This window comes from Stenotrophomonas sp. 704A1, from assembly GCF_030549525.1.
In the GTDB taxonomy this organism is placed as follows: Bacteria; Pseudomonadota; Gammaproteobacteria; order Xanthomonadales; family Xanthomonadaceae; genus Stenotrophomonas; species Stenotrophomonas tuberculopleuritidis.
Map to the genome: position 1 here is coordinate 74,630 of NZ_CP130831.1, position 21,800 is coordinate 96,429.

The window sequence follows — 21,800 nt, forward strand, 5'->3', positions numbered from 1 at the left end:
CAGGATACCCGCGCGGCAGCACGCCTCACACGTCGCCGCCGTCCGCCCAGCCTTCACCCGTGCCGGCCTGGAACACGTGGTCGTCGGCCTGCACATCACCGGCCGGCAGGTGCTCCTGGTCGGCCAGAGCGGCGTAGATCGGAGTGAAGTCCGGCGAGGTCGCCTGCATCAGCTGCTCGAAGCTGTCGATGACGAAGTAGGTTTTCTGGAAGGTGTCGATGCGGTACTTCGTGCGCATGATCCGCTGCAGGTCGAAGCCGATGCGGTTGGGCGCGGCCGATTCCAGCGAGTACAGCGATTCGCCCTTGGACGAGACGATGCCGGCGCCGTAGATGCGCAGGCCGTCGGGCGTGTCGATCAGGCCGAATTCCACCGTGTACCAGTACAGGCGCGTGAGGTTCTGCAGCGCGTCCGGGCCGATCGCGTGGGCTTTGACGCCGCCGCGGCCGTAGGCCTCCATGTAGTCGGCAAACACCGGATTCATCAGCAGCGGCACATGCCCGAACAGGTCGTGGAACAGGTCCGGTTCGGCGATGTAGTCGATCTGGTCGGGGCGGCGGATCCACCACGTCACCGGGAAGCGGCGGTTGGCCAGGTGGTCGAAGAAGTCCAGCTCCGGCAGCAGGCCTTCCACGCCGACCAGGGTCCAGCCGGTGGCCGCGCCCAGCACTTCGTTGAGCTGGTCGAAGCGCGGGATCATGTGCGCGTTCATGCCCATCTCGTCCTGCGCATCCAGGAATTCCTGGCAGGCGCGGCCGACCAGCAGTTCGCGCTGGCGCTGGTACAGGGTGCTCCAGGTGGCATGGTCGTCGGCGCTATAGGTGTCCCACGGCTGCTCGACGAGCGCGGTGGTGTACACCGGCACGTAGCCCTTGTCGGTCTGCTGGTGTTCGACGCGGCGGGGCGGGGCGAGGTCCATGGAAAGACTCCTTGACGGGATAGCCACGATGCTAGGGCAGGGCGCGCGCAACAGGGTTGCAAAAGTTGCGCAGAATAGCGCCGATGGCGCAATATCCTTGCGTACTCACCATGTTGCGGGGCAACAATGGCCGGAGAAGTCCAGTTCGATCGCACGGATATACGCCTGCTGGCTGAAATCCAGCGCGATGGTCGCGCCACCAACGCCGAGCTGGCGACACGGGTGAACCTGTCGCCGTCGGCGTGCCTGCGTCGTCTGCAGCGGCTGGAAAGCGAAGGCGTGATTGTCGGCTACGGCGCGCGGCTGGAGCCACGCCGGCTCGGCCTCGGCCTGCAGGCGTTCGTGCGCGTGCAGCTGGAGAAGCACGACCAGGCCGCGATCGGGCACTTCGTCGACAGCGTGCAGGCGTGGGATGAAGTGGTGGCCTGCCACGCCCTGACCGGCGACATGGACTACCTGCTGCACGTGTACGTGCGCGACCTGGAGCACTTCTCGCGTTTCCTGCTCGACCGGCTGCTCAATGCCGGCGGCGTGGCAGACGCCAATTCCAGCTTCGTGCTGCGTACGGTGAAGGGGTTCCAGGCGTTGCCGCTGTCGCAACTGGAATGAGCGCGCCGCTGCCATTTGACGGCAGCGGGTGGGTAGCCGAGCATCATCGGCGGCGGCGCTGACCTGCGCGCGCCGCTGCGCTCTTCCCCGGTTCCAGGCATGTCCGAAATCCAGCACCCGGTGCTCTCCACCACCTTCCTGCCGCTGCAGCGCAAGTCGCTGGCGCGCTACATCGCCCATGGCACGCCGCCGCAGACCGCGCTGGAACAAGCCGGCCTGATGGCCGCGCAGCTGTGCCGCGCGCGCCTGCACGCGCCGGCCGAGATCGAGCGGCTGCTGCACGATGCCTGCGCGCTGTTCGCAGCCGATGCCACCGCTGCCGCCCGGCTGGCCGGCAGCGGTGGCGGCGGCCCGCCGGACCTGGAGGCATGGCTGGCCGCGCTGGCCGCCCACGGCGTGCTGCTGGCACCGGCGCAGATCGTGCAGGACGCCCTCACCGCCTCGCCGCACGCCTATCCCGGCCTGGCGCTGCAGCAGGCCTGCCAGCAGACGCTGGCGGTGCACGAGATCCGCTTTCCGGCCACTTTCGCCAGCGATGATGAAGAAGCCGAACAGGCCCCGGCCGCCGCTGGCGACGCGCGTGCAGTCGAACACCATGGCCTGTACACCTCCGAACAGGCCCGCGTGCTGCGTGCGATCGCGGCCAACCCGGACGAGCTGCTCGACCTCGATGGCTATGCCGGCACCGGCAAGGGCCACCTGGTGCTGGCGCTGATGGACGCGCGCCCGGGCCGCTACACCTACGTGGCGCCGTCGCGCGGCCAGGTGGAGGCGTTCCGCGCGCGCGTACCGGCCAGCACCGCCGTACGCCTGCTGACCCAGATCGAATTCGCCAATCGTGTGGCCCAGCACGCCGCGCGCAGCGGACAGACCGGCGGCTTTGTCGCCAGCTACCGGCGCAGCACCCGCACCCCGCGCGAGATTGCCGGCCGCATCGGCCTGCAGGGCATCGGCGGGCGCAGTCCCGAGCAGGTGCTGCTGACCGCCTTCGAGGCCATCAACCGCTGGTGTGCATCGTCCGCACCACGCATGGCGTTCCAGCATTTCGACCGCTCGGTGCCCGCCGCGATGCTCGACGTGGCGCCCTATCTGGCGGCCGCCGAGCTAGTCTGGCGCAGCATGTTCGATGCCGGGCTGCAGCGCGGCACGCTGTTGAGCCTGAGCCCGCTGCACATCGGCAAATGGCTGGCCCTGCGCGGGGTACGCCCACCGCTGGAGCTGGGCATGCTGCTGATCGACGAGGCGCACGATCTCAGCCCGTCGTGGAAGCAGCTGCTGTCCACCCACGCACCCGGCGTGGTCAGCCTCGGCGACCCGCACCAGTGCCTGACCGGCACGGTGCCGCGCTGGGCGGCATCGAAGGTGCTGGAAATGCACCAGTCGGTGCGCCAGGGCAACCAGGTCGAGGGCCTGGTCAACCAGACCCTGGCGCTGGATGGACTGGGTCAGGAAAGTGGGCCGTTCGTCGGTGCCGCCGACCGCGCCACCGGTGTGCTGCATTACCGCGACTGGTCGCAGGTGCCGGCCGAAGGCCTGCGCATCCACGGCAACGTCGCCGACCTGGCCCTGGATACCGCGCAGCTGCAGTTGCGCGGGCTGCGGCCCTACCTGCACCCGGCCTCGTTGCGCGCACTGCGCAGCACGCTGCAGCGGCCGCTGGATGCCTGGCGGCGCCGCGACAGCGAATCGAACCCGACCTGGCAGGGCGTTCTGGCTGCGCATGCCGATCAAGGCCAGGCCGCACTGGTGGAACTGTTCGCGTCCGCCGACCGCCCGCAGGCCCTGCTGCAGGCGCTGGATGACCAGGACACGGCTGCGGGTGCGCGCGTGGTGCTGTGCCTGGCCGAACACGCGAAGAACCTGCAGTTCGACGTGGTATCGCTATCGCCCGGGTGTTTCAGTGCGGGGCAGGGCGGGCGCATCTGGCACGACCCGGTACGCGCGGTGTACCTGGCCTTGACCCGTGCGCGCCGGCAGCTGCATGTACCGGCCGACGGCATGGAGCAGCTGCAGCACACCGCTGCCCTGCAGGCGCAGGCGCGTCAGGCGCGCAGGCGCGAGCGGCAACGGGCCAGCGGCTACCGGCCCGCGCGCTAGGCGCCCGCGTCAGCTCAGCACTTTTCCTTGCGGCCCATCAGCTTGCCCAGGCGCGAAGGTTCGTCGCACTTCGGCGCCGCCACCGGTGCCGGTGCCAAGGCGGCGGCACGGGCCTTCTGCAGCTGCATGATCCTGGCGCGGATCTGCGGCATCGCCGCCATCGCGGCCTTCTCGCCTTCCAGGATCGCCGTACCGCGCTGGCTGAAATCGGCGGCGCCGATGTCCAGCACCTTCGGTCGGATCACGATGTCGGCACGGGCCAGTTCCTGTTCGCCCAGGCGCTGGCCCATGATCGAGATCGACTGGTTGACGATGCCCAGCATGCCGGTCGGCGCCTTGCCACTGGCCTTGCTGGAGATGTCCACGGCGATCACGAACTCGGCCCCGAGCTGGCGCGCGGCGTCCACCGGCACCGGGCTGACCACGCCGCCGTCGATGTAGTTGCGGCCACCGATCTTCACCGGCTCGAACACCCCGGGAATGCTGCTGGACGCGCGCACCGCCTGGCCGACGTTGCCGCGCACGAAGATCGCGCGCTCGCCGGTTTCCAGCTGGGTGGCAACGGCGGCGAACGGCTTCTTCAGCCGTTCGGCCGGCCGGTTGGCCACCTGTTCGTTGACGTAGTCCTGCAGCTTCTGGCCCTGCACCAGGCCGCCGGAGAACAGCCGCACGTCGCGGATGCTGGCTTCATCCAGGGCCACGGCCCTGCTCTGCATCTGGAAGGCATCCATGCCGCTGGCATACAGCGCGCCGACCACGCTGCCGGCACTGGTGCCGGAGACCACCACCGGCTCGAAGCCATTGGCCTCGAGCATCTTGATCACACCGATGTGGGCAAAGCCCTTGGCCGCGCCACCGCCGAGGGCGATGCCGATCTTCACCGGCTTGGCCTGCGGCACCACCGCCTGTGCGGGCGGCGGCGTGGGGCGGACTTCCTCGCCACCGCAGCCGGCCAGCAGGCCGAGCAGGGCGACAGACAGCAGCACACGGGGGCGGAACAGACTCATCGGCAATGCGCGCGGGGCGCCGGAATCGGGAAAGGGCGCCAGCATACCGAAGGCACAAAATCCGTGGGTAGCGCCGGGCCCTTCCCGGCGGATGGTTCAGCTGCCGCTGTGCTCGCCGGGCATGGCCCGGCGCTACCGATGCAGGAGGGCGCGCGCCGGACCGCTCAGCCCAGCAGCGAACTTTCGCCGCGGCGCTTGCCACCGCCCTGCGGGGCCGCCATCCACATGCGCCCGGCCAGGCGCGAGAACGGCAGCGACTGCAGCCAGACCTTGCCCGGCCCGGTCAGCGTCGCCAGGAACACGCCTTCGCCGCCGAACAGCATGCTCTTGATGCCCTTGATCCGGCGCACGTCCATGTCCACGCTCGGGTGGTAGGCCACGATGCAGCCGGTGTCCACGTCCAGGCGCTCGCCGGCGGCCAGCTCGCGCTCGACCACACAGCCGCCGGCATGGATGAACACCCAGCCATCGCCCTCCAGCTTCTGCATGATGAAGCCCTCGCCGCCGAACAGGCCGGTCATGATCCTGCGCTGGAACTGCACGCCGATCTGCACCCCGCGCGCACCGGCCAGGAAGCTGTCCTTCTGGCACACCAGGCGGCCGCCATGCTGGTCCAGCTTCATGGCCAGCACGGTGCCGGGGTAGGGCGCGGCGAAGGCGACCTTGCCGCGTCCGGCGCCGGTCTGGGTGTAGACCGTGGCGAACAGGCTTTCGCCGGTCAGCACGCGCTTGCCGGCCGCCATCACCTTGTCCATGAGGCCGCTGCCCGGGCCGCCGCGCGCGCCGCCGCCGAAGACGGTCTCCATCTGCACCGAGGCGTCCTTGAACATCAGCGCGCCGGCCTCGGCGACGGCACCTTCACCGGCATCCAGCTCGATTTCCACGAACTGCATTTCATGGCCGACGATGCGGAAGTCGATGCGGTCGGCGCCGCCGCGCGAGCGCTGTCCGGGGGCGGTGACCGCGGGCGCCGACGGGCCCGGCGCGGTGACCGGCGGCGGACCGGGAGGCGCGGCTGCCGGCCGGTGCAGGGCGGCCACCTCGGCCACCGGGGTCCAGCCGTTCATGCCCTGGGACCAGGCCAACGCCTGCGGATGGGCCTGCGCGAAGGCGCGCGCAGCCTCGTCCTCAAGCGGGCCGACGCGCTCGGCCCGGGCCGGGGCATGGAAGTACCACTGGGTCATCGCAGCAGGTCCGTTGCGGAAAAACCCGAGTCTAGCGGCAGCTTTGGGCCGCGCACGAGGGCGCCATGAACGGCCGGCATTTGCGAGGCAGGTGCTGTATTGCAACAATTATCTGGTAGCGCCGTTTTACCACCCCTCCAAACACAGCCTACCGCCATGTCCCCGACCCGCACTTCCCGTGGCCGCCTCCCGGTCGCGCGCCCGCTCGTTGTCGCTCTTTCCGCCCTGCTGCCGCTGGCAGCAGCCGCCCAGGAAACCCCCGCCGCCAAGGACCCGGTCGCCCTCGATGCGTTGCAGGTGACTGCACAGCGCCGTGTCGAGAACGCCAAGGACGTCCCGGTTGCGATCAGCGCGATCCAGGGCGAAAAGCTCGATGTGCTCGGCTCTGCCGGTGACGACATCCGCTTCCTCGCGGCGCGCGTGCCCAGCCTCAACATCGAGTCGTCCTATGGTCGTGCCTTCCCGCGCTTCTATATCCGCGGCCTGGGCAACACCGATTTCGACCTCAATGCCTCGCAGCCGGTATCGCTGGTGTACGACGACGTGGTGCAGGAAAGCCCGCTGCTGAAGGGCTTCCCGCTGTTCGACCTGGCCGGCGTGGAAGTGCTGCGCGGTCCGCAGGGCACCCTGTTCGGCCGCAACACCCCGGCCGGCGTGGTCAAGTTCGATTCGGCGCGTCCGTCGCAGGATGCCGATGGCTACGTGCGCGTGGGCTACGGCCGCTACAACAGCTGGAATGTGCAGGGCGCCTACGGCGGCCCGCTGACCGACCGCTGGTCCGCGCGCGTGTCGGCGATCTACCAGCGCCGCGACGACTGGGTCGACAACACCCACGCCGGCGCCCCCAACAGCGGGTTTGAAGGCTACGACGAAGCGGCCGGCCGCGTGCAGTTCCTGTACGAAGGCGATGATTTCGAAGCACTGTTCAATCTGCACAAGCGCAAGCTCAACGGCACCGCGCGCCTGTTCCGCGCCAACATCATCGAGAAGGGTGGCAACGCGCTGGTCGAGAACTTCGACCGCGACAAGGTCGCCAACGACGGCGTCAACTTCTCCGACCTGGAAACCTGGGGCGGCAGCGCGCGCCTGCAGTGGAACCTGGGTTCGGTGACCCTGCACTCGATCACCGGCTACGAAACCGCCGAATCGCTCAACCGTGGCGACATCGACGGGGGCTACGGCGCCGCTTTCCTCGGCGCCGGCAACTCCGGCCCGGGCCTGATCCCGTTCCCGTCCGAGTCGGCCGACGGCCTGCCGGACCACCGCCAGTGGACCCAGGAATTCCGCGTGGAATCCAACGAATGGGGCCGCTTCGACTGGCAGGCCGGCGTCTTCTACTTCGATGAAGACGTGACCATCAACAACTTCAACTACGACTCGCTCACCCCGGGCAACCCGCAGACCGGCCACGTGGTGCAGCAGCAGCGCAACAAGGCATGGGCGGTGTTCGCCTCCGGTGACTTCGACGTCACCGACCGCTTCAAGCTGCGTGGCGGCGTGCGCTACACGCAGGACAAGAAGGACTTCAGCGCCAGCGTGCTGCAGCAGACCCCGGGCGGTACGCCGGTCAGCGGCCCGTACCTGGCCAACACCGATGTCAACGACGTCAGCTGGGATGTCAGCGGCGTGTACAAGCTGACCGACAACGTCAATGCCTACGCCCGCGTGGCCAAGGGCTTCCGCGCGCCGTCGATCCAGGGCCGCCTGGCGTTCGCGCCGGGCCTGTCGCAGGCCGATTCGGAGAAGGTGATCTCCTACGAAGCCGGCATCAAGGCCGACCTGTTCGACCGCCGCGCGCGCCTGGGCTTCAGCGTGTTCCGCTACGATGTGGACGGCCAGCAGCTGATCGCCGTCGGTGGCGGCAACAACACGGCGACCCTGCTCAACGCCGACAAGACCATCGGCCAGGGCGTCGAGCTGGACCTGGAGGCCTACCTGGCCGACAACGTGCTGCTGACCTTCGGCAGCAGCTACAACGACACCGAGATCAAGGACAAGGACCTGGCGGTGGCGATCTGTGGCGGCGGCTGCACCATCAACGACCCGACCACGATCATCAACGGCGGCACCTACGCGCTGGTCAACGGCAACCCGTTGCCGCAGGCGCCGAAGTGGATCCACAACGCCACCCTGCGCGTCGGCTTCCCGCTCAGCGACGGCAGCGAGCTGTACGCCTACACCGACTGGGCCTACCGCAGCGCGGTCAACTTCTTCATCTACGAGTCGCCGGAATTCCGCGGCCGCAGTTCGCTGGAAGGGGGCCTGCGCCTGGGCTACAACTGGGAGTACGGCCAGTACGACGTGGCCGTGTTCGGCCGCAACCTGACCAACCAGACCCGCGTGGTCGGTGCGATCGACTTCAACAACCTGACCGGCTTCCTCAACGAGCCGCGTACCTGGGGCGTGGAGTTCACCGCGAAGTTCTGATGCGGTTGATCGCGTGATGCAATGAAGAAGGGCCGGCGCAATGCCGGCCCTTCTGCGTTCTGCACCCCGCCGGGGGCCTCCGCCGGGCATGGCCCGGCGCTACCGAAGGCGGCCCGCCGGGCCATGCCCGGCGAGCGCAGCGGCGGTGGCTTACAGCGCGCTCTGCGGGCGCACCTTCAGCACCGCGTTCTCGGTGGCGCAGTCGCGGCTGGAATGCAGGCCGGCCCTGCGCGCCGCTTCGATCTCCCTGCGAGCGGCCAGCAGATCCGTGTTGAACGCCGCGTTGCCATGCAGGCGGGCCACGGCGGCGGCTCCCATGAAACGCCCTTCCAGGATGTCGCTCTGCCAGTGCACGTTGCACACCAGGCGGCTCTCGCCGTAGTTGCGGCCGCGGGCCTGGATCGCATCGGCGCGGTCCGGCGCGATCTCGGACAGGATCAGGGCCCAGGCCCAGCCGATCGAGGTGTGGCCGGACGGGTAGGAACCGTTCCTGCGCAGGCCGTCCTCGTCCTTCGGCGAGCAGGTCGGTTCACCGTTGACCATGAACGGGCGCGGGCGCTGGTAGTGGTTCTTGGCCGCCTTGGTGGCGGCGCTGGCGTCGATCCGGCTGCGCTCGAGCAGGCGGTACAGCGCCGGGGTCTTCACCGCATCGACGTCGATGTCGGCGGCGCAGGAGAAGTGGTTGGCGCCTTCGGGGAAACCGAGTTCGGCATCGACGCCGGCCTGCGCGAAGCGCGGGCTGCCACGCAGTGCGCGGGCTTCACGGCTGACCTGCTCGTCCAGCGCGAGGGCGGCCGAACCGGCCACCGGCGGTGCCGGCACCAGGTCGAGGCTGGCCGGCACCGCGCTCTTGTCCAGATAGCCCACCGCCTTGGTGGTGACGTTGGCTTCGACAGCGGTCGGCTTGGCGGCGGTGGCAGCACAACCGGCCAGCACCGCAATGACGGCCAGGCCGAGCAGCGGGCGGGCAGGGTGGGAAATCAGCGACATGGGCAGGCTCCGGGCAGAAAACGATCGCGCCATGATCGCAGCCCCCATACGACACCGCAGTGGCTATCGGTCATACGGCCAGACCCGGCATGGTCCTCACATGAGATGAAAAACGTCATCGAGTGACGTCAGTCTCCTGAATCCGGGCGCAGCGCACGGACTTTCACGGGGCTGCGCCGCGAGCATCAGTTCCAGCCGGGCCGGGGGGATCCGCTGAGAAGGGAGAGACGCGATGCGCAGCACCGCAACAGGAAGTACCGTCCTGGCCCTGTTCCTTGGGCTTGCAGCAGCACCGGCGCCAGCCGCCGACGTGGTCGGGGTCGCCTTCGTGCACGGCACCGGCGCGCAGACCAATGCCACCCAGGACTACTGGCAGCCGGCGATCATCGACACCGTGCGCCAGGGACTGCCGAACAGCAGCAACTACGTGGTCATCAACTGCGATTTCACCCAGTACATGTGGAAGCCGGAAGCTGCCGGCTGCCTGGCCAACCAGCTGACCGCCTTCATCGACGGCCGTGGCATCACCCAGCTGGTGGTGATCACCCACTCCAACGGCGGCAACGTGATGCGCTGGATCCTGTCCAACCCGACCTACGACAGCCGCTATCCGAAGATCATCCGCACCGTGCGCAAGGTCAATGCGCTGGCGCCGTCCTCGGCCGGCACGCCCCTGGCCGATGCGGTGCTCAACGGCAACACCTTCGAGACCTCGCTGGGCTGGCTGCTTGGCTACAAGAACGATGCCGTGCGGCAGCAGCAGGTGGCGAGCATGGCCACCTACAACGCGCAGAACCTGTACGGCACGGCAGGCCGCCCGGCGCTGCCCAAGCCGTTCCGTGCAATGGTCGGCAGCGATGTTGAATCGGCGGTGTGGGACAGCAACAGCTACTGCGGGGGGTACGCCGCCAATGTCGGCCTGGAGTTCACCCAGAACTGGCTGTCCTCGTGCTCGGACGGCTTCCTGGAATGCAGCAGCCAGAAGGCGGCAGGCACTATCTGGTTCACCGACAAGGCGCGTACCCAGGGCGCCGAACCGCTCAGCCACAACCAGAGCCGCCGCGAGTGCTTCGGCCTCGGCACCCTGCTGCGCAACGACCTGACCCAGTGAGGGAGACGACCATGATGATCCATTCCACCCTGCTGGCCAGTGCCGTGCTGGCCGCGTTGTCCCTTTCTGCAGCGCAGGCCGCGCAGCCGTTGCAGGCCGCCCGCGCGGGCGATCAGGTGCCGGCCGCGCTGGTGGCCGCGCCGCTGCCCGCCGATGAGAGCGAGCACGCGCCGCTGGCCTTTGCCTGGGCGCTGGACCCGGCACAACCACTGCAGCCGGCTACGCCGTATGCGTCGGTCAGCCGCAGCTACTGGCAGCAGGTCGATGGCACCCAGCTGCAACGCGGCCTGGAGCTGCCGCTGACGGCGCCCGATGCCGTGATCCAGCTGAGCCCGGCCGAAGGTGCCCGCGTGCTGCCGGCCAACACCCTGAAGGTGCGCGACCCGGCCGGGCGCAGCAGCGTTGCACGCAGCGTGGATGCCCGCCAGCTGCAGGACGCCGGCATGCCGGTGGCCGATGGCAGCAGCATGCTGCGCACCGGCGCCAGCAGCGCGGTGGGCGCCTATCGACTGCAGAGCGCGCAGGCGCAGGGCCGCTATGTGGTGCAGGTGCTGGAACCCAACAGCCCGCTGCGGCTGGAAGTGCAGGCCAGCCAGGCGCAGGTCCTGGCCGGTGGCAACGTGCAGCTGCAGGCGCGCCTGTTGGAAGACGGCGCCAACGCCGCGCAGCTGGCGGCACGCCGTGGCAGCCTGGGCGGCGAGGCGCTGCTGGTCGCGCCCGATGGCCGCAGCTGGCCGCAGCGGCTGCTGCGCACCACCGACGGCAGCCTGCGTGCGCAGGTGCGGATCCCGGCCGAAGCCAGTACCGCGCAGGGACTGTGGGAACTGCAGGTGTTCACGCAGGCCGATGGCGTGCTGCGCGACGGCAAGGTCGCCTTCGCGGTGGCACGGCCAACGGCGCGGTTCGCCGGCCAGGCGACGCCGGATCCGGCCAGCCGTCAGGTCAGCCTGCCGCTGCAGGTGGCCGCTGCCGGGCGCTATGAGGCACGTGGCACGTTGTACGCCACCGCCGTCGACGGGCAGCTGAAACCGGTGGCGCAGGCGCACGCGGCAGCGTGGTTCGAAGGCCCCGGTGGCGGCCAGCTGGTCCTGCCGTTCGACCAGGTCGCGCTGCCCTCCGGCTTCGGCGCACCGTACGAGCTGCGTGACCTGCAGCTGCAGGACCAGAGCCGGATGGCGCCGATCGAATCACGCGCGCTGGCGTTGCGGTTCTGACGCCGGCGGTGGCGGGCCGGCGCTACCGGCCCGCCACCACGGCATGATGGCCTGGCGACGCGACGCCGTTGATGCCCGCAAGGCGCCGCCTTACCCCGCGTAGGCGGTCAGCCGTCCTTCCTGCTCGACCACCGTGATCGGCCCGCCGAACACCGCCGACAGCGGTTCGTCGCGCAGCAGCACCGCGCGCGGGCCGTCGGCAAGCACGCGGCCGTCGCGCAGCAGTACCACCCGCTCGATCTCCGGAATCACTTCCTCGATGTGGTGGGTGACCAGCACCAGGGTGATGCCCTGCTGCGCCAGCACGCGCATGGTGGCGATCAGCTGCTGGCGGGCCACCAGATCCAGGCCGGTGGAGGGCTCGTCCAGCAGCAATGCCTGCGGCCGGTTGACCAGCGCACGGGCGATCAGCACGCGCCGGGTCTCGCCGGCAGACAGCTCGGCGTAGGCGCGTTCGCGCAGCGCCAGCGCGCCGGTCATCGCCAGCGTCTCGCCCGCGCGCGCGCGCATGTCGGCGGTCACTTCGCGGAAGGCGGGCACCACGCAGCTGGCGAAGAAGCCTGACAGGACCGCCTGTTCCACGGTCAGCCCGGGCATGTCGGCCAGGGTGCTGCTGAGGTCGCCGGTGACGATGCCCAGCTGCGAGCGCAACCGGTCCACCTGCCAGCGGTTTTGTCCCAGCACCTTCACCGCGACCCGGCCATCGGCCTGGGCCAGCGGATACAGCTCGCGGGTGATCAGCTTGATGAAGGTCGACTTGCCGCAGCCGTTGGGGCCCAGCAGCGCGGTGTGCTGGCCCTGCGCGATGCGCAGGCTGAGCCCGTGCAGGACCTTCACCTGGCCGCGCATCACGCTGGCCTGGTCCAGTTCGATCAGGGGTGGCAGGTTCCCATCGGTCGGGAAGGTGGCTACGGCGCTGGTGCGCGGATCAACGGTCGACAACAGGGCTCCCCAACTGTGAACGAAGCCACGGAATGGCACTGTCCATCCGTCGGCACAGGATGCAGTTTGCAACGCAAGCGCCCATCATGTCTGCCATCCCTGCGTCGATCTGGAGCGCTGTCATGTCCGATGCCCTGATCTCCCTGCTGACCGGCGGCCTGCTCGACCTGGGCGGGTGGCAGCTGGCCCTGGTGCTGCTGGTCTTCACCCAGCTGACGATCTTCTCGGTGACGCTCTACCTGCACCGCAGCCAGGCCCATCGCGGGGTGGATTTCCACCCGGTGGTGGCGCACTTCTTCCGGTTCTGGACCTGGCTGACCACCTCGATGATCACCCGGGAGTGGGTGGCGATCCACCGCAAGCACCACGCCAAGGTGGAAACCGAGGAGGACCCGCACAGCCCGGTCACGCGTGGCATCGGGCAGGTGTTCTGGCGCGGCGTGGAGCTGTACCGCGAAGCACGCGGCCTGCGTGCGGACATCGAGCAGTATGGTCGCGGCACGCCGGATGACCTGATCGAGCGGCGCCTGTACACCCCGCACGCGACGCTCGGCCCGGTCCTGCTGTTTGCCATCAACGCGGTGCTGTTCGGCCTGCCCGGCGTGGCCCTGTGGGCCATCCAGATGGCGTGGATCCCGTTCTGGGCGGCCGGCGTGGTCAACGGCCTTGGCCACTGGTGGGGCTACCGCAACTACGAATCGGCCGACACCTCCACCAACCTCACCCCGTGGGGGGTCTGGATCGGTGGCGAAGAACTGCACAACAACCATCATGCCTTTCCCAGCTCGGCCCGCTTCGCGATGCGCCGCTGGGAGTTCGACATCGGCTGGAGCGTGATCCGGCTGCTGCAGGCGCTGCGCCTGGCCAGGGTACTGCGGGTGGCGCCGAGCATGGACGTGCGCCCGAACATCGCCGTGCCCGATGCCGAGACCTTGAAGGCACTGCTGTCACACCGTTTCCAGGCCATGACCGACTACCAGCGCAATGTGTTCATGCCGGCGCTGCGCGAGGAAGCCCGGTTGGCCGGCGCCAAGCTGCGCCGCATGCTGCCGCGGCGGCTGCGCCGTGGCCTGGTCAACGACGGCCGCTGGCTGAAGCCGGACAGCCGGGCCCAGCTCAGTGACTGGGTCGCGCAACGCCCGCGCATCCGCGTGCTGGTGGAGTACCGCGCGCGGCTGGCGACGCTGCTGGAGGCACGCGGCCACGACGCCGCCGAGCGCCTGCGCCAGCTGCAGGCCTGGTGCCGCGAAGCCGAGGAAAGCGGCATCGCCGCGCTGCAGGCCTACGCGACGCGATTGAAGGGATACACCCTGGTGGGCGCATGAGGGCAGCCATCACCGCCCTGCTGGCCCTGCTGATGGCACCGCCCGCGCTGGCCCAGGTCAGCGACACCCGCAGCTATCTGCAGCGCATGGACGGCGACGGCGATGGCAAGGTCAGTGAAGCCGAGTATGTGCACTGGATGCTCTATGCCTTTGACCGCATGGACCGCAACGGCGATGGCGTGCTGACCGCCGACGAGCTTCCCGGCGGCAAGGGCAGGCCGATCCGCCGCGAACAGCAGCAGCAGACCCTCGCGCAGCGCTTCCACCGGCAGGATGCCAACGGCGACGGCTTCCTGGATGCACGCGAGCTGTCGGCACCGCCGCGCTGAGCGGAGCGCTGGCGGGGCCGCGTGCGGCTAAAGCTGCTGGCGGCACGGCCGATACCTGCACGACGCGATCCCGGCATGCCGGTCGATCAGGCAGGGTAGGGCGGGCTTGGCATGTCGACCGTGATGGATCGCGGGCGTGGGGACATGGAGGGTGATGCGGTGCCGTTGCGATGATCGACGCCTGTGGGGGTCGCCCGTGCTGGCCCGACCGATGTCCAAGGATCCCCCATGAATGCAAACCCTGCCCTCCTCGCCGCCGCTCTGCTCGGCGGCCTCGCCTGGACCGCACCGGCATTGGCCGACGAACCGGCGGTGGCGGTGACCACCGACGCCGAACCGCAGCAGGAGGCGGATGCGGTACCGCTGTCACCTGCGTGGGAACACCGGGTGCCGACCAGCACCCGGCTGCAGACCAATGCCGATGGCCAGCCGGTCGGCGACCGCACGCTGCGCTTGGTGCAGCGCTCCACCACCGGCAAGGTCGTTGCAGCACAGGCCGCGGTTTCGCTGTTCTCCGGTGTCATCGGCGGCAGCGGCTTCAGGAAGGATCAGTTGAAGGGCAGCCGCGTGGAGACCGTGCCGAACCCGGCCTTCAGCGCGATGGAGCAGCAGGCGCGGGCAGCCCTGGCGGCGTACTTCAGCGCCCATCCCGGCGCCATTCCCGAACAGGAGCGGCCGGTGCAGGTCACCGTGGGCGACTTTACCCTGATCTACAAGGAACTCGGCAACGCCGGGACCGAGTACGAACTGCGGCAGGACGTGGACCTGGGCTTTCCCTACCGGCGCAAGCTGCCGACCATGCGCCTGACCGGTGGTGAGGGCGCGCATTGCCGTGTCGCCGAACCGGTTTCGGCGTCGCTGGATGCGTGGCAGGCCGACGACTACGCACTGGCCCGGCAGACCGCCGAGCGTTACGCCGAAGCGTGCGTGGCCAGCTTCGCCGCGACCCTGCCGACCCTGTTCCCGGACCGCACCCCGGCGCCGCCCGCACTGCCCGCTGGACAGGAGGGCTAGAATCGCCGCATGCCCGAACTGCCCGAAGTCGAAACCACCCGTCGTGGCCTGGCGCCGCACCTCGAAGGCCGCCGCGTACACGGGGTGATCCTGCGCCGTGCCGACCTGCGCTGGCCGATTCCACCGGAAGTGGCCGGGCAGCTGCCTGGCCAGCGCATCGACGCGGTGCGCCGCCGTGCCAAGTACCTGCTGCTGGATACCACCGCAGGCAGCGCCGTGCTGCACCTGGGCATGTCCGGCAGCCTGCGCGTGCTGCCGGGGGATACGCCACTGCGCAGCCACGACCATGTGGACATCAGCCTGGACAACGGCCGCCTGCTGCGGTTCAACGATCCACGCCGCTTCGGCAGCCTGCTGTGGCAGCCGGCCGGCGAGGTCCATCCGCTGCTGCAGGGGCTGGGCCCGGAACCGCTGGACGATGCCTTCGACGGGGACTATCTGTTTGCCCGCAGCCGCGGCCGCAGCGCGCCGGTGAAGACCTTCCTGATGGACCAGGCAGTGGTGGTGGGGGTGGGCAACATCTACGCCGCCGAAAGCCTGTTCAAGGCCGGCATCAGTCCCCTGCGCGAAGCCGGCAAGGTCTCGCGTGCGCGCTATCAGCGGCTGGCCACGGCGGTGAAGGAAACCCTGGGTTACGCCATCACCCGTGGCGGCACCACCCTGCGCGATTTCATCAGCCCCGATGGCGCACCCGGTTACTTCGAGCAGGAGCTGCTGGTCTATGGCCGCGACGGTCTGCCGTGCCCGACCTGCGGCCGCGCGCTGAAACACGCCACCATCGGCCAGCGCGCGAGCGTCTGGTGCAGCCACTGCCAGCGCTGAACGTCTTCATGCGCTGCACACGGGCGGCGCTATAGTCCAGCCAGCATCCGCTGCGGGGGACGTGGGCGATGGATGAAGGACCGGATATCACCGTCTGGCTGGACGCCGCGCGCAGTGGTGACCGCGCTGCGCTCGACCGCGTTCTCACCACGCTGTACCAGGAACTGCACAGCATGGCCCGGCGCCAGCTGGCCGGCCAGCAGGGCCGCACCCTGGATGCGACCTCGCTGGTGCACGAGTCCTACCTGAAGCTGCTGGGCAGCCGTGGCGCGGCGCGCTTTGAAGACCGCGCGCACTTCTTCGCCTACGCCGCCTCGGCCATGCGCAGCGTGGTGGTCGACTACGCGCGCAACCGGCTCGCACGCAAGCGCGGTGGCGATCTCAAGCGGGTGGCCGAGATTCCCGAGAACAGCAGCAGCGGCGTGCGCCTGGACGAAGATCTGCTGGCGCTGGACGTGGCGCTGGAGCGCCTGCAGGCCCTCGACGCGCACCTGGCCCGGGTGGTGGAACTGCGCTATTTCGCCGGCCTGTCCGAACTGGAGATCGCCGAGCTGAGCCAGCGTTCGGAACGCAGCATCCGCCGTGACTGGCAGAAGGCACGGCTGTTCCTGCTGGCTGCGATGCGCAGCGACTAGCCGACGCCGAGCACTGCCATGGACGCCGCCCGCTGGCAGCAATTGTCGTCCTGGCTGGACCAGCTGCTGGAGCTGGCGCCGGAAGCCCGGCAGCTGCGCCTGCAACGGCTGAGCGCACAGGACCCGACCCTGGGCGAGGAGCTGCAGCGGCTGCTGCAGCAGGAAGCGGACAGCCATGATTTCATGGCCCAGCCGTTGTGGACTGCCGCGCCGCCGGGGCGTGCCGGCAGTGAAGTCGGCCCCTACCGGTTGCTGCGGCCGCTCGGCGAAGGGGGCATGGGGGAGGTCTGGCTGGCCGAGCGCTGTGATGGCCTGTACCAGCGCCAGGTGGCTCTGAAGCTGCTGCGCAGCGGCGTGGCCGACCCGGGCCTGCGCCAGCGCTTCGGCCGCGAGCGGCAGATCCTGGCCCGCCTGCAGCATCCGCACCTGGCCCAGCTGCTGGATGCCGGCGTGGACCAGCACGGGCAGCCCTACCTGGCGCTGGACTACGTGGAAGGCGAACCGATCAGTGACTACTGCCGGCGCCTGCAGCCGCCGCTGGAAACCCGTCTGCAGCTGATGCTGCAGGTCTGTGCGGTGGTCAGCCATGCGCATGCCAACCTGGTGGTGCACCGCGACCTCAAGCCGTCCAACATCCTGGTCCGCGGCGACGCCACGGTGAAGCTGCTCGATTTCGGCATCGCCAAGCTGCTCGACCACGACCACGACCACGACGGCGCGAACGCGGCGCACCCGCCCACCGAGATCCGCGCCTTCACCCTGCACTACGCCGCGCCGGAACAGGTGCGCGGCGAGGCGATGACCACCCTGACCGACGTCTATTCGCTGGGCGTGGTGCTGTTCGAGGTGGTCACCGGGCACAAGCCCTACCGCCTGCGCCGGCACAGCGATGCCGAGTGGGAGCGCTCGATCCTGGATGTGCAGGCACCGCGCGCCTCGGCACTGCTGCAGCGGCTGGCCGCGCAACCGGGCGCGCCGCGCCGCGCGCTGCAACGGCAGGCGCGGCGCCTGCGCGGAGACCTGGACCTGCTGCTGGAAAAGGCACTGCAGAAGGACCCGGCGCAACGTTATGCCTCGGCCGAAGCGCTTGCCGGTGACCTGCGACGGTACCTGCAGGGGCAGCCGATCCAGGCGCGACCGCCGGGTGTGGGCTACCGCGTACGCAAGTACGTGGGCCGCCATCGCTGGGGCGTGGCGCTGGCCACGCTGTCGGTGCTGGCCCTGCTGCTGGCGACCTCCAGCGCGCTGTGGCAGGCACGCCAGGCGCGGCTGGAAATGGCCCGGGCCCAGGCCATGCAGGATTTCACTGTCGGCCTGTTCGACAAGGCCGCCAGCCAGCGCCATGGCCATTTCGACGTGCCGCAGCTGCTGGCCGCCGGGCAGCAGCGTGGCGAGGCCGAGCTGGCCGACCAGCCCTTGGCGCTGGCCGAGCTGGAAGGGGTGATCGGGCGCCTGCGGATCGGCCTGGGCGACTACCAGCTGGCCCTGCAGACCCTGGACCGGCAGCGGCAGCTGCTGCAGGAGGTCGGCCAGGTGCCGCCGGCGCTGCAGATCGAAGCGGTGACCCAACGCGGGCGCGCGCTGCGCATGCTGGGCCGGGGCCGCGAGTGCCTGGCCCATCTGCAGCCGCTGCAGCCGCTGGCCGCCAGCGAGGCGGCGGCCTTGCCGGCGGCGGTAGCCGAGTTCCACAGCCAGCTCGGCCGCTGCCAGGCCGAGCTGGGCAACGCCGATGCGGCACGACGGGCCTTCCAGCATGCGCTGGCCCTGCGCGGGCAGGGCATGGCCGAGCGCTTCGGCCGCGCCGAATCGCTGGCCGACCTCGCAGCCCTGGATGCGGCCGCCGGCCACCTGCCGGCCGCCCTGGCCGGGTACCGGCAGGCGCTGGCGCTGCTCGGCCACCCCGCCGACGCCAGCAGCCCGCAGGTGATCAGCCTGCACCGGCAACTGGGTGACGCGCTGGCCCGCCAAGGCGACACCGGGGCGGCGGCGGCCGAGCTGGAACTGGCCTGGCAGTCGGCGCAGGACGCATGGGGGCCGCGTCACCCTGAGGCGCTGGTGGTGCGCCGCGCGCGCGCGTTGCTGGCGCTGCAGCGCGGTGAGCACGAGGCGGCCGGGCGCGAGCTGCGGCAGGTGCAGGCGCAGCTGCTGGGTGCGCTGGGACCGGGCCACCGCGAGATCGGCCATGGCGAGTTCGCGCTGGGCAGATGGGCTGCCGACAACGGTGACGCGGCGGCAGCGGCGGCGCACTATGCCCGGGCGGCGGCGATCTGGCGCCAGCCTGACCACGTGGCGCTGCTGCCGCAGGCGCTGCTGGCGCAGGGCCAGGCGCTGCAGGAAGCGGGCCGGTGGGCGGCCGCGCGCAGCGTGCTGACCGAAGCACGGCAGCTGCTGCTGGCGCAGCGCGGGCCACAGGCGCCGGACCTGCGCGCGCTGGACGCGCGCATCGCCGCGGTCACGCAGGCTGAACAGCGCAGCGCTCCCACCGCTGCCCGTTAACGTTTGTCTGCCTATGATGGCCGACCTTCCTTCTGCTCCCGCGCCTGCATGCAACGACGCGACTTCCTCCGCAATGCTTCCCTGGCCCTGGCCGCGTTCGGCCTTCCTTCGCTGCCGGCCTGCGCGGCCGGCAACAGCGGGCAGCTGGGGCTGCGCCGCCTCGGCCAGCCGCAGCCCTTCGATTTCGCCACCCTGAAGGGCCAGGCGCGCGCGCTGGCGCAGGCGCCCTACAAGAGCCACAAGCGGGTGCTGCCCGGCCGCCTGGAAGCCCTGGACTGGGACCAGTACCAGTCGATCGGCTACCGCCAGGACCATGCGCTGTGGGCCGACCAGCCTGGCAGGTTCCAGGCCAAGTTCTTCCACCTGGGCCTGTACTTCCATTCGCCGGTGCGGATGTTCGATGTGGTCGACGGCAAGGCGCAGGAACTGGCCTACGACGGCGCCGCGTTCAACTACGGCAAGAGTGGCCTGAAGAACGGGGAGCTGCCGGCCGACCTCGGTTTTGCCGGGTTCCGCCTCAACACCCGCAAGGATACCGACCGCGACTTCGCTGCGTTCCTCGGTGCCAGTTACTTCCGCGCGGTGGGCAAGGAAGGCCAGTACGGACAGTCCGCGCGCGGCCTGGCCATCGATACCGGCATGGGCAAGCCGGAAGAATTCCCCGATTTCATCGCCTACTACCTGGAACAGCCGGCCGCCGATTCGGACACGATCATCGTCTATGCGCTGCTGGATTCGCCCAGCGTGGCCGGCGCCTACCGCTTCGCGATCACCAACGGCGATGTGCTGCTGATGGACATCGACAGTGCGCTGTATCCGCGCGCGACCATCGAGCGACTGGGCATCGCGCCGTGCACCAGCATGTACCAGGTGGGCGAGAACGATCGCCGCATGGGCTGGGACTGGCGCCCGGAAATCCACGATACCGATGGCCTGTCCCTGTGGACCGGCGCCGGCGAGTGGATCTGGCGGCCGCTGTGCAACCCGCGCAACCTGCGCTTCAACATGTTCGTCGATCGCAACCCGCGCGGCTTCGGCCTGCTGCAGCGTGACCGCAACTTCGACCACTACCAGGATGACGGCGTGTTCTACGAGAAGCGCCCGTGCCTGTGGGTGGAGCCCAAGGGCGAGTGGGGCGAAGGTTCGGTGCAGCTGGTGGAGATTCCCACCGTCGATGAAACCTTCGACAACATCGTGGCGTTCTGGAACCCGAAGGCAAAGCCGCAGCCGGGGCAGGAACTGCTGGTCGGCTATCGCCTGTACTGGGGCGCGCAGCCGCCGGCGCATACGCCGCTGGCCCATTGCGTGGCCAGCCGGACCGGCCTGGGCGGCGTGATCGGCAAGAAGCGCGAGTACTTCTCCTGGCGCTTCGCGGTCGACTTCGAAGGCGGCGAGCTGGCCAGCCTGATCGACAAGGGCGACGTGGAAGCGGTGGTCGAGGCCAGCCGCGGCCGGGTCGAGATCGTGTCGGCGCGGCCGTTGCGCGAGATCAAGGGCTATCGCGCGATGTTCGACCTGGTGCCGCCGGAGGGCAGCACCGAGCAGATCGACATCCGCCTGTTCCTGCGCAGTGGCGGCAGGACCCTTACGGAAACCTGGCTGTACCAGTACACCCCGCCGCCGGCGGGTGCGCCGGAGCGCACGCTGTACTAAGAGGGGGGTGGTGGGTTTGCAGGGCTTGCAGCCCTGCACCTACTGACGTCAACGTCAACGTCAAAAGCGGGCATTCCGTGGGTTGGCGGGGTGGGTCCGGTGGCGGGAGACGCCGTAAACCCGTCCATGGGGGCTTGGCCGCGGCATCCATGCCGCGGACACTCCCGCCACCGGACCCACCCCGCCTTCGACAGATTTCTGCGATCTGTCGGAATTTCATTCGATATCTGACAGATGTGTCGACCAAGATCGACACCTACTAACAGCCGCCCCGCCATCCCACAGAATGCAGGCCTCTGACGTTGCCGTTGCTTCTGCAGGTGCAGGGCTGCAAGCCCTGCAAAAGAACCCCCCTTACAGCGGCAGGGGCGCCTGCGCCGGATCGATCCGGCCTTCGCCGCGGGTGATCTTCTTGAACTCCGCGCGGCTGACCGAGACGTAGCGCTCGTTGCCGCCGATCTCCACCTGCGGGCCGTCCTGTACCGCGCGGCCATGCTCGTCCACGCGCACGGTCATCGTCGCCTTCTTGCCGCTGTGGCAGATGGTCTTGATCTCCTGCATCTCGTCGGCCCAGGCCAGCAGGTACTGGCTGCCTTCGAACAGCTCGCCGCGGAAATCGGTGCGCAGGCCGTAGCACAGCACCGGAATGCGCAGCTGGTCGACCACCTCACTGAGCTGCCAGACCTGGGCACGGCTGAGGAACTGCGCCTCGTCCACCAGCACGCAGCCCAGCGGACCGTTGGCCTGCAGGTCGTCGGCCACCCACTGCTGCAGGTCGGTATCGCGTTCAAAGGCCATGCCGTCGGCGCGCAGGCCGATCCGCGAGGCGACCACGCCGGCGCCGGCCCGGTCGTCCAGGCGCGGGGTGAGGATGGCCACCCGCATGCCGCGCTCGCGGTAGTTGTGCGCGCTCTGCAGCAGGGTGGTGGTCTTGCCGGCGTTCATCGCCGAATAGTAGAAATAGAGCTTGGCCATCGGCCGATTGTACGCCGCCGCCGCAGGCGGCCGGCGCCGTTCAGCAACCCC

At 69.6% G+C, this 21,800-nt stretch carries 18 protein-coding genes; 12 read left to right on the forward strand and 6 right to left on the reverse strand.

The window, feature by feature from the left end; genetic code table 11:
• Positions 1 to 25 precede the first annotated feature (25 nt).
• Positions 26 to 919, reverse strand: a complete 894-nt coding sequence (gene phhA, locus Q5Z10_RS00310) for a phenylalanine 4-monooxygenase (protein ID WP_303637377.1) — start codon at positions 917 to 919, stop codon at positions 26 to 28.
• A 126-nt stretch (positions 920 to 1,045) separates the two neighbouring features.
• Between phhA and Q5Z10_RS00315 the strand changes: the two genes are divergently transcribed.
• Together Q5Z10_RS00315 and Q5Z10_RS00320 are read left to right on the forward strand one after the other, a co-directional pair.
• On the forward strand, positions 1,046 to 1,528 hold the full coding sequence (locus tag Q5Z10_RS00315) for an Lrp/AsnC family transcriptional regulator (protein ID WP_025875473.1): 483 nt from the start codon (positions 1,046 to 1,048) through the stop codon (positions 1,526 to 1,528).
• A gap of 99 nt (positions 1,529 to 1,627) precedes the next feature.
• Complete coding sequence (locus tag Q5Z10_RS00320) at positions 1,628 to 3,625, forward strand: hypothetical protein (RefSeq protein ID WP_303637378.1); 1,998 nt, start codon at positions 1,628 to 1,630, stop codon at positions 3,623 to 3,625.
• A gap of 14 nt (positions 3,626 to 3,639) precedes the next feature.
• Here Q5Z10_RS00320 and Q5Z10_RS00325 read toward each other — a convergent pair whose 3' ends face one another.
• A complete protein-coding gene (locus tag Q5Z10_RS00325) occupies positions 3,640 to 4,632 on the reverse strand; it encodes a patatin-like phospholipase family protein (RefSeq protein ID WP_303637379.1) in 993 nt (330 codons plus the stop codon).
• 164 nt (positions 4,633 to 4,796) lie between these two features.
• A complete protein-coding gene (locus Q5Z10_RS00330; protein WP_303637380.1) occupies positions 4,797 to 5,816 on the reverse strand; it encodes a TIGR00266 family protein in 1,020 nt (339 codons plus the stop codon).
• Positions 5,817 to 5,972: 156 nt separating this feature from the next.
• Here Q5Z10_RS00330 and Q5Z10_RS00335 point away from each other — a divergent pair, with 156 nt between their 5' ends.
• Positions 5,973 to 8,243, forward strand: a complete 2,271-nt coding sequence (locus Q5Z10_RS00335; RefSeq protein ID WP_303637381.1) for a TonB-dependent receptor — start codon at positions 5,973 to 5,975, stop codon at positions 8,241 to 8,243.
• Between the two features lie 150 nt (positions 8,244 to 8,393).
• On the opposite strand, the gene Q5Z10_RS00340 is transcribed toward Q5Z10_RS00335, so the two are convergent.
• On the reverse strand, positions 8,394 to 9,233 hold the full coding sequence (locus Q5Z10_RS00340) for an acid phosphatase (RefSeq protein ID WP_303637382.1): 840 nt from the start codon (positions 9,231 to 9,233) through the stop codon (positions 8,394 to 8,396).
• Positions 9,234 to 9,465: 232 nt separating this feature from the next.
• Between Q5Z10_RS00340 and Q5Z10_RS00345 the strand changes: the two genes are divergently transcribed.
• Together Q5Z10_RS00345 and Q5Z10_RS00350 are read left to right on the forward strand one after the other, a co-directional pair.
• A complete protein-coding gene (locus tag Q5Z10_RS00345; protein ID WP_303637383.1) occupies positions 9,466 to 10,344 on the forward strand; it encodes a hypothetical protein in 879 nt (292 codons plus the stop codon).
• A gap of 11 nt (positions 10,345 to 10,355) precedes the next feature.
• The gene (locus Q5Z10_RS00350; RefSeq protein WP_303637384.1) at positions 10,356 to 11,558 is read left to right on the forward strand and encodes a DUF4785 domain-containing protein; all 1,203 of its coding nucleotides are present in this window, start codon (positions 10,356 to 10,358) and stop codon (positions 11,556 to 11,558) included.
• Positions 11,559 to 11,648: 90 nt separating this feature from the next.
• Here Q5Z10_RS00350 and Q5Z10_RS00355 read toward each other — a convergent pair whose 3' ends face one another.
• Positions 11,649 to 12,407 carry an ABC transporter ATP-binding protein gene (locus Q5Z10_RS00355; protein WP_303639240.1) on the reverse strand — a complete coding sequence of 253 codons (759 nt, stop codon included), beginning with the start codon at positions 12,405 to 12,407 and terminating at the stop codon, positions 11,649 to 11,651.
• Between the two features lie 215 nt (positions 12,408 to 12,622).
• On the opposite strand from Q5Z10_RS00355, the gene Q5Z10_RS00360 reads away from it, so the two are divergent.
• The 7 genes from Q5Z10_RS00360 (at position 12,623) to Q5Z10_RS00390 (ending at position 20,774) form a co-directional block, all read left to right on the forward strand.
• On the forward strand, positions 12,623 to 13,825 hold the full coding sequence (locus Q5Z10_RS00360; RefSeq protein WP_303637385.1) for a DesA family fatty acid desaturase: 1,203 nt from the start codon (positions 12,623 to 12,625) through the stop codon (positions 13,823 to 13,825).
• Entirely contained in the window at positions 13,822 to 14,154 is a 333-nt protein-coding gene (locus Q5Z10_RS00365; protein ID WP_303637386.1) for an EF-hand domain-containing protein, read from the forward strand. The genes Q5Z10_RS00360 and Q5Z10_RS00365 overlap by 4 nt, the downstream gene beginning before the upstream one ends.
• Before the next feature lie 228 nt (positions 14,155 to 14,382).
• On the forward strand, positions 14,383 to 15,168 hold the full coding sequence (locus tag Q5Z10_RS00370) for a hypothetical protein (RefSeq protein WP_303637387.1): 786 nt from the start codon (positions 14,383 to 14,385) through the stop codon (positions 15,166 to 15,168).
• A 9-nt stretch (positions 15,169 to 15,177) separates the two neighbouring features.
• Positions 15,178 to 15,990, forward strand: a complete 813-nt coding sequence (mutM, locus tag Q5Z10_RS00375; protein ID WP_303637388.1) for a bifunctional DNA-formamidopyrimidine glycosylase/DNA-(apurinic or apyrimidinic site) lyase — start codon at positions 15,178 to 15,180, stop codon at positions 15,988 to 15,990.
• Between the two features lie 68 nt (positions 15,991 to 16,058).
• A complete protein-coding gene (locus tag Q5Z10_RS00380; protein ID WP_303637389.1) occupies positions 16,059 to 16,625 on the forward strand; it encodes an ECF-type sigma factor in 567 nt (188 codons plus the stop codon).
• An 18-nt stretch (positions 16,626 to 16,643) separates the two neighbouring features.
• Entirely contained in the window at positions 16,644 to 19,121 is a 2,478-nt protein-coding gene (locus Q5Z10_RS00385; RefSeq protein WP_303637390.1) for a serine/threonine-protein kinase, read from the forward strand.
• Between the two features lie 48 nt (positions 19,122 to 19,169).
• The gene (locus tag Q5Z10_RS00390) at positions 19,170 to 20,774 is read left to right on the forward strand and encodes an OpgD/OpgG family glucan biosynthesis protein (RefSeq protein WP_303637391.1); all 1,605 of its coding nucleotides are present in this window, start codon (positions 19,170 to 19,172) and stop codon (positions 20,772 to 20,774) included.
• Positions 20,775 to 21,128: 354 nt separating this feature from the next.
• Here the strand turns inward: Q5Z10_RS00390 and Q5Z10_RS00395 are convergent, their stop codons facing one another.
• Positions 21,129 to 21,749, reverse strand: coding sequence for a thymidine kinase (locus Q5Z10_RS00395; RefSeq protein WP_303637392.1), 621 nt, complete (start codon positions 21,747 to 21,749; stop codon positions 21,129 to 21,131).
• Between the last annotated feature and the right edge of the window lie 51 nt (positions 21,750 to 21,800).